Here is a 13,526-nt window from a genome sequence, read left to right as displayed (position 1 = left end):
CCGGTTCTACTCGCCTTGGGTGGCTTGAGGCCCGTGGGCGGAGCCCACTGTCCAAGCCCGTGGGCGGAGCCCACTGTCCAAAGCTTTCTTCCGGCGGCTCCGGGGTGATCTTCACGTCGTGCACGCCCCCGGGCTTCCACCATCCCCGGGTCGCTGCAGGCTGCGTCCGACGCTACTCGTCCCATCAATGCCTCTCGCTGGGCCCAGTGTACGGGGCCGCGCAGACAGTGGCCGACCGATTTCCGCCGACCGGATTTCCGGCGGCCGGCGGCCGGGGCCGGGCGCCGGCCCCGTACGGCGAGCCTCCCGCCCCACGTCCGGCCGCTCGCGGTGACCCGAATGGCGAGAAGCCGGGTGGTGGATCGCCGGGCGGATTACGGGGCGGGGAGCGGGGCACAACCGAGGCAGACCGGACGTCCCGGCCGCGCGGCAGGACCGTACGGGCGGTGCGTCCCGTTGCCGCGTGCCGTGCAGCGATTTATCGTTCCCGTCACGATTCGCGAACAAAGTCACATATGTGAAGGGGTCGCGGCCATGGTGGCGAAAAAGACCGCCGCGGAGAAGAGCACGACGCCTGCCGACGAGGCCGTCGCGAAGCAGCCTGCCCCGAAGAAGACCGCTCCGAAGAAGACCGCCAAGAAGGCGGCGGCCAAGGAGACGGCCGCCAAGAAGACGGCGGCCCACACGACCTCGCACGGGAAGGCCACGGCCACGAAGGCGGTGCCGAAGAAGACGACGGCGAAGAACGCCACCGCGACGAAGACAGCGGTGAAGAAGACAGCGGTGAAGAAGACCGCGAAAAAGGCTCCGGCCAAGAAGGCCGCGGTGCCCGCTAAGAAGACGGGAGCCAACACGGTGGTGGCGAAGAAGACGGCCGCAACGGCCAAGGCGCACGGCAACGACTCCGCGGTGCCCCTGGCCCGGCTGGCCGCGGCGCCGGACGAGCTGGCCGTACGGCCCGGTGAGGACCCCTGGACGCCCGCCGAGGTCACCGCGGCGCGGACCGAGCTGATGAACGAGGCGGTGCGGCTGCGGACGGAGATCACCTCGGCCGAGGACGCCATCGCCGGGCTGATGCGGGACTCCGGCGACGGCGCGGGCGACGACGAGGCCGACACCGGCACCAAGAACATCACCCGTGAACACGAGCTGGCGCTCGCCTCCAACGCGCGCGAGATGCTCCACCAGACCGAGCGCGCCCTCGGCCGGCTGGACGCGGGCACCTACGGGCTGTGCGAGAACTGCGGCAACCCGATCGGCAAGGCCCGGATGCAGGCCTTCCCCCGGGCGACGCTGTGCGTGGAGTGCAAGCAGAAGCAGGAGCGCCGCTGAGGCGGGCGGGTCCGCGAAGTCCCGTTGTCGCGCGCGGCACCCGTACCGCCCGGGTGCGTACGCGTGTGCCGTACTCTCGTGACTCAGCCAGGCGCAGCCTGGCCGCGGACACGACGGGCTGAGGGACTCACACGTGGCAGAGGCGGAACGCATCACCGGTACCCCGGAACCCGAGCCGGGCTCCGGAGCGGATCCCACAGCGGGAGCCGAAGCGGGAGGACCGGCGGAGCCGGAGCAGAGCGCCGGCCGCGGCAAGCGGCGGATCGGCGCGCTGCTGGTGGTCGCGCTCCTGGTCTACCTGCTCGACCTGGGCAGCAAGCTTCTCGTGGTCGCCAAACTGGAACACCATGCGCCCGTCGAGGTCATCGGGACGCTGCTGCAGTTCGAGGTGATCCGTAACCGCGGTGCGGCATTCAGCATCGGCGAGGCGCTGACGATCTTCCTCACGATCATCGCGGCGACCGTGATCGTGGTGATCGCCCGGATCGCCCGCAAGCTCTACAGCCTGCCCTGGGCCCTCGCGCTCGGGCTGCTGCTCGGCGGCGCCTTCGGCAACCTCACCGACCGGATCTTCCGCTCGCCGGGCGTCTTCGAGGGTGCGGTGGTCGACTTCATCGCCCCCGCGCACTTCGCGGTCTTCAACCTCGCCGACTCCGCGATCGTCTGCGGCGGCATCCTGATCGTGATCCTTTCCTTCCGGGGGCTCGACCCCGACGGCACGCTCCACAAGGACTGACGGGCCGTCGGGCTCCCCGGCCCCGGCCGCCGGGCGGGACACCATGGCGTAACTGCCATACTCGTGGGGTGAGCACCATTCCCGAGATCCGCACCCTGCCCGTACCGGACGGCCTGGAGGGCGAGCGCGTCGACGCCGCGCTGGCCCGGATGTTCGGCTTCTCCCGTACGAAGGCGGCCGAGCTGGCCGCCGCCGGAAAGGTCCGGGTCGACGGATCCGAGGTGATGAAGTCCGAGCGGGTGCGCGGCGGCGCCTGGCTGGAAGTCGAGATGCCGCAGGCCGCGCCGCCCGTGGAGATCGTCGCCGAGCCCGTCGAGGGCATGGAGATCGTGCATGACGACGACGACATCGTCGTGATCGTCAAGCCGGTCGGTGTCGCCGCGCACCCGAGCCCCGGCTGGAGCGGAACCACCGTCATCGGTGGTCTGGCCGCGGCCGGCTACCGCATCTCCACCTCCGGTGCCGCCGAGCGCCAGGGCATCGTGCACCGCCTCGACGTCGGCACCTCGGGCCTGATGGCGGTCGCCAAGTCCGAGCGCGCCTACACCCTGCTCAAGCAGCAGTTCCGCGAGCGTACGGTCGACAAGCGCTACCACGCCCTGGTCCAGGGCCACCCGGACCCGATGAGCGGCACCATCGACGCTCCCATCGGCCGGCACCCGCAGCACGACTACAAGTGGGCGGTCACCGCAGAGGGCAAGCCGTCCGTCACGCACTACGACCTCATCGAGGCGTTCCGCGCGGCCAGCCTGCTCGACATCAAGCTGGAGACCGGCCGCACCCACCAGATCCGGGTGCACATGGCCGCGCACCGCCACCCCTGCGTCGGTGACCTGACATACGGCGCGGACCCCACGCTCGCCAAGCGGCTCGGCGTCGGCCGGCAGTGGCTGCACGCGGTCCGGCTGGGCTTCGAGCACCCGTCCGACGGGCGCTGGGTCGAGTTCGAGAGCGCCTACCCGGACGATCTGCGGCACGCCCTGGACACCGTCCGGGACGAGAGCGGCTGATCCGGCGGGCGGCCGCCGGCCTCCTGACGTACCGCGGCCGCCGTCCTCCTGACGTACCGCGGCCGCCGGCCCGGCCGGCGGCCGCGGACGTGCGGAAACGCTACGGACGCCGACACGGCGGCCAACCGCAGTCGCCATGGCACGCTTGGGGCAAAGTGCTCGAATCCCACCCCGGAGCGTAGCCACCGTGGATCAGCTGGCTCTGATGTTCGTCCTTCTGCTCGGAGCCGTGATCATGGTTCCGGTCGGCGACCGGCTGGGGTTGCCGTCACCGGTGCTGATGACCCTCGCCGGTGCCGTCCTGGCGCTGGTGCCGTTCGTGCCCAATGTCGAGATCCCGCCCGAGTACATCCTGCCGGTGGTGCTGCCGCCGCTGCTCTACGCGGCCGTGCAGCGCACCTCCTGGCGGCAGTTCGCGGCCAACATCCGGCCGATCTTCCTTCTCGCCGTCGCGCTGGTCTTCGCCACCACGGCCGTCGTCGCCGCCGTCGCGCAGGCGGTGGTGCCCGGTATGCCGCTGGCCGCGGCGGTGGTGCTCGGTGCGCTGGTCGCGCCGCCCGACCCGGTCGCCGCGACCGCCGTCGCCGGCAAGCTCGGGCTGCCCCGCCGGCTGGTCTCGATCCTGGAGGGCGAGGGGCTGTTCAACGATGTCACCGCGATCGTGCTCTACCACGTCGCGCTCGCCGCGATGGTCAGCGGGACCTTCTCGGTGCCCGTCGCGCTCGGCTCGCTGGTGCTGTCCGCCGCGGTCGCCACGGTGGTCGGCCTGCTGCTCGGCTGGGTCGCCAACAAGGTGATGGGGCTGCTCGGCGACCCGACGCTGCAGATCGGTCTGACGCTGATGGTGCCGTTCATCGCGTACGTCCTGGCCGAGGAGTTCCACGGCTCCGGGGTGCTCGCGGTGCTCACCACCGGGCTGTTCCTCGCCGAGTACGCGGTCGATGCGGACGATGTGCTGGGCCGGCTCGCCGGATACACCTTCTGGGAAGTCATCGACACCCTCGTCACCGGCGTCGCCTTCGGGCTGATCGGCCTGGAGCTGCACAGCATCCTCGGGGCCGCGTCCGGCCGCTGGGGCGAGCTGCTCGGCGCCGGCGCCGCGGTCACCGGGGTCGTCGTCGCCGTCCGCCTGGCCTGGCTGCTGCCCGCCGCCTGGCTGGCCAAGCGGATGCACAAGCGCCGCGACTACGACGAGGACATCCCGATGAGCTGGCGCGAGACGCTCATCATGTGGTGGTCGGGGATGCGCGGGGTGGCCTCGGTGGCGCTGGCGCTGGCCATCCCGTACGGCATCGACGGCAGCGCCTTCCCGGCCCGTGACGAGATCCTCTTCATCGCCTTCGCTGTGGTGCTCGCCACCCTCCTCGTCCAGGGCCTCACCCTGCCCTGGCTCGTACGCAAGCTCCGGGTGCGGGCCGACACCGATGCCGTGGACGCGCTGGAGCGGGAGCTGGCGATCCGGGTGATCAAGGCGTCCAAGCGGCGGCTGAAGGAGATCATGGAGGTCGAGGAGCTGCCCGAGGAGGTCAGGGATCAGCTGGCGCGCCGGGCGTACGACGTCGGCGCCCGTATCGCGCCGGACATCGTCGACGAAGAGCGGCGCGAGCTGTTCGAGAAGCGCATCAGCCGGCTGAAGAAGGTGCAGCGCATCCAGAACGAGATGCTCTCGGCCGCCCGGCACGAGGTGCTGGCCGCGCGCAGCGAGCCGGGTGCGGACCCGGAGGTCGTGGACCGGGTGCTGCGGCACCTGGACATGCGGAGCCTGCGCCCCGTGCCGTGACGGGGCCCGCTCTGACGGGGGCTCAGCGCCGCGGACGCTCCTCGCCCCGGCCGACGGCGTCGTGGTCCAGCTCCAGGTGTGCCGGCGCGGTGTTGATCCGCGGCAGCGCGTAGGCATGCTCGGTCCGCAGCCACTCGATCATCCGCTCGCGGACCTCGCAGCGCACCGTCCATATGGTGTCCGCGTCGCGGGCGGTGACCAGGGCACGCACCACGATCGTGGACGCGGTGGTGTCGGTGACCACCAGGCTCCAGGACCTTCCGTCCCAGTCCGGGCACTCCTGGAGGATCTCGTGCAGGCGCTGGCGCATCTTCTCCACCGGCGCGCTGTGGTCGAGGTGGAAGAGGACGCTGCCGGTCATCTGTGAGCCGCCGCGCGACCAGTTCTCGAACGGCTTGCCTGTGAAGTACGACACCGGCATGGTGATCCGGCGCTCGTCCCAGGTCCGTACGGTCAGAAACGTCAGGGTGATCTCCTCGACGGTGCCCCACTCGCCGTCCACGACGACCGTGTCCCCGATCCGCACCATGTCGCCGAAGGCGATCTGCAGCCCCGCGAAGAGATTGCCGAGGGTGGACTGGGCGGCGATACCGGCGACGATGCCCAGCAGTCCGGCCGACGCCAGCATGGACGTGCCGACCGCCCGCATCGCGGGGAACGTCAGCAGCATCGAGGCGGCCGCGACGACGATCACCACGGCCGTCACCACCCGCTGGATCAGCGTCACCTGGGTCCGCACCCGCCGCACCCGCGCCGCATCCCGGGCGCTCGCCGCATAGCGCGAGTACGACGACTCGACGATCGCCGCCGCGGCCCGTACGACCAGCCAGGCGGTGGCCGCTATCAGGACCAGGCTCAGCGCCCGGCCGATCCCGTCCGCGTGCTCCTCGACGATCTTCAGCCCGGTCTCGTCGTACGAGCCGCGCAACAGGGCCGCGCAGAGCGCCACTTGCAGGGGTATCCGGCAGCGGCGCAGCAGCCCCCACAGCGGGGTTTCGGGGTGTCCGGCGTCGATCCGGCACAGCGCCCGGTCGGTGCCCCAGACCAGGATGAGCGTGACGACGATCGAGCCGCCGACGACGGCGATCGGACGCAGCATGTCCTCCAGGGACATGGGGTCCCTCCTTCGCGTGGTGCGGCGCGGTGTGCTCCTGCCGGTCCTACCGACCGTAGCTGGCACGATGGGGGGAGTGCGATCCAACCCAGGGAAGTGATGTCAGTGCCGGCCTCCACCGAGTCTTCGACCAGCGGGTCCTCGACGATTGTCCTGTTTCATTCGGTGTGCGGACTGCGTCCCGCGGTGCACGCGGCGGCGGACCGGCTGCGGGCCGCGGGACATGAGGTGATCGTCCCCGATCTGTTCGACGGCCGGACCGCCGAATCGGTGCCGGACGGCATCGTGATCAAGGACGAGATCGGCAAGGAGGAGCTGCTCAAGCGCGCCATCACGGCCGCCGCGCCGTACTCCGACCGCGGTTTGGTCTACGCCGGTTTCTCCTTCGGCGGCTCGGTCGCCCAGAATCTCGCGCTGGGCGACGAGAAGACCCGCGGGCTGCTTCTGCTGCACGGCACCTCCGACATCGCGGAGGGCACCGTGGCCGACGAGCTGCCGGTGCAGCTGCATGTCGCCGACCCGGACCCGTACGAGCCGCACGACTGGCTGAACGCCTGGTATCTGCAGATGCGCAGGGCCGGCGCGGACGTAGAGGTCTTCCGCTACGCCGGCGCCGGCCATCTGTTCACCGACCCCGATCTGCCGGACTACGACGAACAGGCGGCGGAGAGCGCCTGGAAGGTGGCGCTGGGGTTCCTCGCCGAGCTGTAGCACCGCGGGCAGGCGGGGCTGTCGGTGCCGGTGAGGCCGGTGATGCCGGTGGGTTTCAGCCCACCGGCTGGTCCGCCCGCTCCATCTGCTGGCTGCCGGACCGGGTGCGGTACGAGCGCAGCAGCTTGCTGGTGGCGTTCGGGTCCGTCTTGTCCGAGATACCGAAGTAGTCCATCTGCGTACGCTCGGCGTTGACGTCCAGGACGCTGTAGCCGTGCGAGTCCATGTCCAGCCATTTCACATGCCGGTTGGCGGCCCTGATGGCGGCGACACCGGCCAGTGAGATGGTGTGCGGGGCGACATGCAGGAAGTCGTCCACATTGTCGGAGGTGACGGAGGTGACCACGAACTCCGTCGCCACCGGCCGGGTGGTGGGGTAGGTCGCCGCCTGGAGCGGTACATCGTTGGCCCAGGCCATATGGATGTCGCCGGTCAGGAACACGGTGTTGTCGATACCGCGGTCGCTGAGGTGGCTGAGCAGCTCGCGCCGGTCGTCGGTGTAGCCGTCCCACTGGTCGGTGTTGACCGCCAGGCCCTCCTTGGGGATGCCGAGGATCTCGGCGAGCGGGCCGAGCAGATGCGCGGGTATGGAGCCGAACGCGACCTGCGAGACCATCACCGAGGTGCCGACCAGCCGCCAGGCGGTGTCCGAGCGGGTAAGGCCGGCCTTGAGCCAGTCCAGTTGGGCCCGCCCGGTGATCGTCCGGCTCGGGTCGTCGACCGCGCCGCTGCCCGGCTTGGCCTGCTCGTCGCGGAACGAGCGCAGATCCAGCAGATGCAGATCGGCGAGGGTGCCGAAGCGCAGCCTGCGGTAGGTGGTGCCGGCGATGGACGGCCGCACCGGCATCCACTCGAAGTACGCCTGCTTCGCGGCGGCCATCCGCGCGGACCAGGAGCCCTCGGCGCCCGGTGTGTGGTTCACCGCGCCGCCCTTCCAGGCGTTGTCGGCGAACTCGTGGTCGTCCCAGATGGCGATGACCGGGTGGGCGGCGTGCATGGCCAGCGCGTCCGGGTCGGTCTTGTGGACGCCGTGCCGGATGCGGTAGTCGGCGAGCGTGAGCAGCTCATGGGCGGGGGAGTGCGGGCGGACGACGTACTTGAAGTCGGGGAACTCGCCCGACTTGTACTCGTAGAGGTAGTCGCCGAGATGCAGCACCGCGTCCAGGTCCGTACGGGCCGCCAGGTGCCGGTACGACGAGAAGTAGCCGGCCTCCCAGTTGGCGCAGGAGACCACGCCGAAGCGGACGTTGCCGGCCGCGGCGTCGTGCGCGGGTGCGGTGCGGGTGCGGCCGACGGGGGAACGCTGCCCGTCGACGGTGAAGCGGTAGTAGTAGGGGGTGGCCGGGCGCAGGCCGCGGACGTCCGCCTTGACGGTGTGGTCGGCGGCCGCCGAGGTGGTCACGTCGCCCCGTGCGACGACGGTGGCGAAGCCCTGGTCGCTCGCCACCTCCCAGCTCACCTTGGTGGCCGGTCCGCGGCCGGAGCCCGGGGTGGCCGACGGGGTCGGCGTGACCCGGGTCCACAGCAGGACGCCGTCCGGGAGCGGGTCACCGGAGGCGACGCCGTGCTGGAAGAACCGGCCCTGGCCCGGGGCCTGTTGGGCGTGCGCGGTGGCGGCGCCGGCGAACGGCAGAAGTGCGGCGGTGGCGGCTACGGCCGTAACGGCAGTGCGGCGCGAGATCTGGTCATGATCGGTCACGGCCGATCACCCTACTGGTCGGTAAGTGGCTTCGGGAGGGCGGTTCCCCGGGAATTCCGAGAATTCGCCCACCCGTTGCCCATACGGCACTCAGTGCGCGCCCGAGGGGTCCTTTTCGCCCTCGCGGATGCCCTTCGCTCCGCCTTCGCCCGTGCTGTCGCTCTTGCCCGAGTCCTTGCCCGAGCCCTGTCCCGCGGTCCCCTTCGCCGGGCCGAACTCCTTGTCGATCATCTTCTTGAAGTTGGCCTGGGCGAGCTGGTTGTACTGCGCCTGCGTCATCCGCCGCTGCGGGATCTCGTCCATCACCAGCTTCTTGTCGCCGTGCATGAAGGTGGGCGTGCCCTTGACGCCCTTACGGCCGAACAGCGCGGTCATGTCCATCGTCCAGCGGTCGTAGGTGCCCTTCTTGACCGCCGTGGCGAACGCCTTGTTGTTCTTGAGCTCGGGCACCTCGCCGGCGACCTTGAGCAGTTCGGAGTCCTTGGCGTAGAGGTCCTCGCGCTCGTCGGGGTGGTACTTGGTGGAGTACAGCGCCGCCTTGAACTTCAAGAACGCCTCCGGGCTGACGTTCAGCGCCGCCCCGAGTGCGCTCAGCGCGTTCTTCGAGCCCTCGCCGCCCGACAGGCCGTCGATGAAGCTGTACATCGTGAAGCGGACCTTGTACCGGCCGTCCTCGATGTCCTTGAGCAGGGCCTTGCCGCTGCTCTGCTCGAAGGCCGCACACGCCGGGCAGCGGACGTCCTCGAAGACCTCCAGGGTCTCCTTGGCGTTCTTGTCACCTATCAGGATCTCGGTGCCGTTCTTGCCCTGGGTGTGTGCCGGGGCGACGAGCTCGGCCTCCTTGGCGGCCTCCCAGCCCGTCGGCTCGTTGGCCTTCATCACGGCGAAGCCGACGCCGCCGGCCAACGCCAGTGCGCCGATCACCGCGCCCGCCACGACGAGTTGGCGGCGCAGCTTCTCCTTCTTCTTCTGACGTTCGCGCTCGGCGCGGATACGTTCACGGGCTGCCGTCTTGCTGGTCTGGCTGTTGCGGTTGCTCATGGGTGATCCCCCTCGGGGTCCGTGGTGGCTCGTACGGGCTGGTCAGGCGGCGGACGGGCAGGGCGGGCCGCGGCGCCGTACGCAGTGCACGAGGAGGGGGAGCGGGCGGGCCGGCGGGATCGGGTGCAGGGGGCGGATCTGCCGGCGGGGCGGGGTGAGCGCGGCCGTGACGATCGTGACCGCGGTCAGCAGCGGATGGAACGTGGCCGCCGCGGCCGCCCGCAACAGGGCGTCCAGGGCGGCGTCCCCGCGGTGCAGCCAGCCGGCGGCGAGCAGGCCGACCGCGAGATGGGCGGCGAGCAGCAGCCAGGGGGCGGCCGCCGGGACGGCCGGCGGCAGCGGTGCGGAGGGATGGGCGGCCATGCGCGCCAGCGGGGTGCCCAACTCGCCGCCCCGGCACAGCAGATCGACGCCGACGGAGTGCAGCGGGCCGGTGACCGGGCCGCCGGCGCGGCCGTAACAGGCGTGCTGTCCGGTGGTGAAGACGGTGTCGGCGGCCAGCTCCAGCGGCACCAGGAGCGCGGCGACGGCGCCGTAGCCACGAGCCCGGCCGGTCAGCGCATAGGCCGCGGCGAAGATGCCGGCGCAGACCGCGGCGACCGTCACCGGCGGCAGCGGGGCGCGCGAGAGCAGCACATGGGAGGTCGCCGACAGGGTGGTGCACAGCGCGGTGAACAACGCCGCGCGCACCGTCCTGAGTTCGGCCCCCGGCGCGGCCGTCGGCCGGGCGCCCGGGCGCACTCCCGTCGCCTGCATGGGCGGGAGTCTGCCATGTGCACGGCACAAGGCGGAGTCAAGATTTGGCATCGGCCGGCGTGCGGTCCGCACGCCGGCCGGGGCGGGCCATCGCCCGCGTCAGTGCCCTGTGTTGCTCAGTGCTTCAGTTCCTTGTCGACCATGGAGGTGAACTCGGCCAGGGAGGACGGCGCGACCTTGCCCTGCGGGCTGTCCGTGCCGATCACGGTGTCGTTGACCTTGACGGTCGGGGTGCTGGTGACTTCCTTGTGCGAGTTGAACTCGGTGGACATCTCCAGCGCCCAGCGGTCGTACGTGCCGGACTTGACGGCCTTCTGGAAGGCGGCGTTGCCCTTGAGCGCCGGGATGGTGTCGGCGACCTTGATCAGGTAGCTGTCGTCGGCGAACTTGTCCGGGCCGGTCTCCTCGGGGTGGAACTCCTTCGAGTACAGCGCGTACTTGTACTTCAGGAAGGCGTCCGAGCTGACGTTGAGGGCGGCGCCCAGCGCGCTGAGCGCGTTCTTGGAGCCGGTGCCCTTGAGGTTGGCGTCGAGGAACGTGCCGAGGTGGTAGGACGCCTTGTACTTGCCGTCCTTGATGTCCTTCTCGACGGTCTCCCCGACGTTCTGCTCGAAGCCCGCGCAGCCGGGGCAGCGCGGGTCCTCGAAGAGGCTCAGGGTGTTCTTGGCGTTCGGCTTGCCGATGACGACGGTGGTGCCCTTGGCGCCGGTGGTGTTGGCGGGCTTGACGAGGTTGGCCTTCGCGGCCTTCGCCCAGACGTCGCTGCCCGCGGCCGCGGTGGCGGCGGAGTCGCTGCCGCCGCCCGTGTTGGCGACCGCCACGGCGATGCCGCCGGCTATCGCCAGCACGCCGACGATCGCACCGCCGACGGTCAGCTGCCGGCGGACCCGCTCCTTCTTCGCCTGCCGCTCACGCTCGGCGCGCAGCCGCTCGCGGGCTGCCTGCTTGTTGGCCTGGTTGTTGCGGTTGCTCATGGCTGTTCCTGCTCCGTGGGAATCCGTGGGAAGGGAGGTGCGTCCTGGCGGGCGCGTACGCGCGCACCGCGGGCGTAGGCCTGCTGCGGGGCCGGAGGCCTACGCAGCGAGCGTGCAGGGCGGCCCACGGCGGACGACACAGTGCACGAGCAGGGGGACGGTGCGGGCGGTGTGCCCGGTCCGTACGGGGGCGGGCGCCGGGCGGCGCGGGGCGGCGGTGGCGCCGATGACCGCGACGGCGATCAGCAGCGGACGGAAGGCGAAGCCGGCCACCGCGCCCAGCAGCTGGGTCAGCGCGGCCTCACCGCGGCGCAGCCAGCCGGCCGCCAGCAGCCCGATGGCCAGATGCGCCGCGAGCAGCAGCAGCCAGGCCGAGGCGGGTGCGGGTGCGGTGTCGTCCCCGGACAGCCGCATCAACGGGGTGCCGATGGTGCCGCCGCCGCAGAGGAGATCCACGCCCAGCGAGCGCAGCGGGCCGGTGACCGGGCCGCCGGCCTCCCCGTAACAGGTGTGCTGGCCGATGCTGAAGACCGTGTCGGCGGCCAGCTCCAGGGGGACCAGCAGCGCCGCGATCCGGCCGTAGCTTCGCTCCCGGCCGGCCAGCGCGTAGGCGATGACGAAGACGGTGGCCGAGAGCGCGGCGACGGTGGTCAGCGGCAGCGGCATATGGGACAGCAGCACATGGGACGCCGAGGACAGCGTGACGCACAGCGCCGTGAAGAGCGCTGCGCGCAGTGCCCGCAGGTGTGCCGCCGAGATGTCCATTGCAGCCGAGTGTGCCATGGGCCGGGATAAGGGGCGGCTAAGGGGGCCCGAAGCCCTGCGTACCGGAAAAATCGGTGCGTACGGGAATCATCGGGCGCCCCCGCCTCCAGAGCCCTTCGGCCCTACAGGCCCGGGATCCGGCCGTTGCGGAAGAGGTCCACGAAGACCTGGTGGTCGGCACGGGCGCGGGCGCCGTAGGAGTGCGCGAAGTCCACCAGCAGCGGCGCGAAGCCGTCCTCGTCGGCCGCGATGGCCGCGTCGATGGCCCGCTCCGTCGAGAACGGCACCAGGGAGTGGCCGCTCTCGTCGTCCGCGGCGGCGTGCATGGTCGCGGTGGCCCGGCCCAGGTCGGCCACGACCGCGGCGATCTCCTCCGGGTCGTCGATGTCGGACCAGTCCAGATCGACCGCGTACGGCGAGATCTCGGCGACCAGCTGGCCCGCGCCGTCCAGCTCGGTCCAGCCCAGCCACGGGTCGGCGTGGTCCTGGAGGGCGCGCTGCGAGATGACCGTGCGGTGGCCCTCGTGCTGGAAGTAGCCGCGGACCTGCGGATCGGTGATGTGCCGGGAGACCGCCGGGGTCTGCGCCTGCTTCATGTAGATCACCACATCGTTCTCCAGGGCATCGCTGTTGCCCTCGAGAAGGATGTTGTACGACGGCAGACCGGCCGAGCCGATGCCGATACCGCGCCGGCCCACCACATCCTTGACCCGGTAGGAGTCCGGGCGGTCCAGGCTCGACTCCGGCAGCGTCTCCAGATAGCCGTCGAAGGCGGCGAGCACCTTGTAGCGGGTGGCCGCGTCCAGCTCGACGCTGCCGCCGCCCGCCGCGAAGCGCCGCTCGAAGTCGCGGATCTCCGTCATCGAGTCCAGCAGCCCGAAGCGGGTCAGCGAGCGGGCGTCGCGCAGCGCGTCCAGCAGCGGGCCCTCGGCGGTGTCCAGCGTGAAGGGCGGCACTGCGTCCTTGTCGGCCCTCTTCGCCCCGGAGGCCAGTGCGTGGATGCGCTCCCGGTAGGCGGCGGCGTAGGTGCGCACCAGGTCGGTGATCTGCTCGTCGCTGAGCGCCTTGGCGTAGCCGATCAGCGCGACCGAGGCGGCGAACCGCTTGAGGTCCCAGGTGAACGGGCCGACGTACGCCTCGTCGAAGTCGTTGACGTTGAAGATCAGCCGGCCCATGGAGTCCATGTACGTGCCGAAGTTCTCGGCGTGCAGATCGCCGTGGATCCACACCCGGCCGGTCCGCTCGTCCAGATACGGGCCGCGGTCCTTGGTCCCGCCGTCCGCCGCGGCCAGCGCCTCCAGGTCCCGGTAGAACAGGCACGCCGTGCCCCGGTAGAAGGCGAAGGCGGAGGCGGCCATCTTCCGGAATTTCACGCGGAAGGCGGCGGGGTCGGCGGCCAGCAGCTCTCCGAAGGCGGTGTCGAAAACGGCGAGGATCTCCTCGCCGCGCTGCGCGGCGTCCTGTGCCGGGGCGTGCTGGGACGGCATCGCTGGGTGCCTCCTGAGGTGCGGAAGATGGTACGGAGATACGTGGCAGATCATCGGTCGCCGATCTGCCACTGACAACGGGCGAGGCTACTCGTGAGTGCCCCGCGAGCGTCACCTGCGT

The 13,526-nt window shown here is 71.0% G+C and carries 12 protein-coding genes; 5 read left to right on the top strand and 7 right to left on the bottom strand.

Going from position 1 to position 13,526, the window contains the following annotated elements; genetic code table 11:
* Positions 1-534 precede the first annotated feature (534 nt).
* The 4 genes from KI385_RS12945 to KI385_RS12930 all read left to right on the top strand — a co-directional run bounded on the left by KI385_RS12945 (position 535) and on the right by KI385_RS12930 (position 4,858).
* The gene (locus tag KI385_RS12945) at positions 535-1,332 is read left to right on the top strand and encodes a TraR/DksA family transcriptional regulator (protein WP_238572325.1); all 798 of its coding nucleotides are present in this window, start codon (positions 535-537) and stop codon (positions 1,330-1,332) included.
* 133 nt (positions 1,333-1,465) lie between these two features.
* Positions 1,466-2,068: a signal peptidase II gene (gene lspA, locus KI385_RS12940; protein WP_238572324.1), complete on the top strand. Its 603-nt coding sequence runs from the start codon at positions 1,466-1,468 to the stop codon at positions 2,066-2,068.
* 68 nt (positions 2,069-2,136) lie between these two features.
* Positions 2,137-3,078, top strand: a complete 942-nt coding sequence (locus KI385_RS12935; protein ID WP_238572323.1) for an RluA family pseudouridine synthase — start codon at positions 2,137-2,139, stop codon at positions 3,076-3,078.
* Between the two features lie 187 nt (positions 3,079-3,265).
* Positions 3,266-4,858, top strand: coding sequence for a Na+/H+ antiporter (locus KI385_RS12930; protein WP_238572322.1), 1,593 nt, complete (start codon positions 3,266-3,268; stop codon positions 4,856-4,858).
* 22 nt (positions 4,859-4,880) lie between these two features.
* Here the strand turns inward: KI385_RS12930 and KI385_RS12925 are convergent, their stop codons facing one another.
* On the bottom strand, positions 4,881-5,966 hold the full coding sequence (locus KI385_RS12925; RefSeq protein WP_281066978.1) for a mechanosensitive ion channel family protein: 1,086 nt from the start codon (positions 5,964-5,966) through the stop codon (positions 4,881-4,883).
* Between the two features lie 105 nt (positions 5,967-6,071).
* Here KI385_RS12925 and KI385_RS12920 point away from each other — a divergent pair, with 105 nt between their 5' ends.
* On the top strand, positions 6,072-6,683 hold the full coding sequence (locus KI385_RS12920) for a dienelactone hydrolase family protein (RefSeq protein ID WP_238572320.1): 612 nt from the start codon (positions 6,072-6,074) through the stop codon (positions 6,681-6,683).
* Between the two features lie 55 nt (positions 6,684-6,738).
* Here the strand turns inward: KI385_RS12920 and KI385_RS12915 are convergent, their stop codons facing one another.
* The 6 genes from KI385_RS12915 to KI385_RS12890 all read right to left on the bottom strand — a co-directional run bounded on the left by KI385_RS12915 (position 6,739) and on the right by KI385_RS12890 (position 13,405).
* Positions 6,739-8,382 carry an alkaline phosphatase D family protein gene (locus KI385_RS12915; RefSeq protein ID WP_238572319.1) on the bottom strand — a complete coding sequence of 548 codons (1,644 nt, stop codon included), beginning with the start codon at positions 8,380-8,382 and terminating at the stop codon, positions 6,739-6,741.
* A gap of 90 nt (positions 8,383-8,472) precedes the next feature.
* Complete coding sequence (locus KI385_RS12910; RefSeq protein WP_238572318.1) at positions 8,473-9,423, bottom strand: thioredoxin domain-containing protein; 951 nt, start codon at positions 9,421-9,423, stop codon at positions 8,473-8,475.
* A 42-nt stretch (positions 9,424-9,465) separates the two neighbouring features.
* The gene (locus tag KI385_RS12905; protein ID WP_238572317.1) at positions 9,466-10,179 is read right to left on the bottom strand and encodes a hypothetical protein; all 714 of its coding nucleotides are present in this window, start codon (positions 10,177-10,179) and stop codon (positions 9,466-9,468) included.
* A 116-nt stretch (positions 10,180-10,295) separates the two neighbouring features.
* Positions 10,296-11,153, bottom strand: coding sequence for a thioredoxin domain-containing protein (locus KI385_RS12900; RefSeq protein ID WP_238572316.1), 858 nt, complete (start codon positions 11,151-11,153; stop codon positions 10,296-10,298).
* 99 nt (positions 11,154-11,252) lie between these two features.
* A complete protein-coding gene (locus KI385_RS12895) occupies positions 11,253-11,918 on the bottom strand; it encodes a hypothetical protein (protein WP_238572315.1) in 666 nt (221 codons plus the stop codon).
* 122 nt (positions 11,919-12,040) lie between these two features.
* Positions 12,041-13,405 (bottom strand): DUF2252 domain-containing protein, encoded by a 1,365-nt coding sequence (locus KI385_RS12890; protein WP_238572314.1) that lies wholly within the window; start codon positions 13,403-13,405, stop codon positions 12,041-12,043.
* Positions 13,406-13,526: the final 121 nt, after the last annotated feature.

This window comes from Streptomyces inhibens, assembly GCF_022221585.1.
Taxonomy (GTDB): Bacteria; Actinomycetota; Actinomycetes; order Streptomycetales; family Streptomycetaceae; genus Streptomyces; species Streptomyces inhibens.
This window is presented reverse-complemented; position numbering and strand designations above follow the sequence as displayed.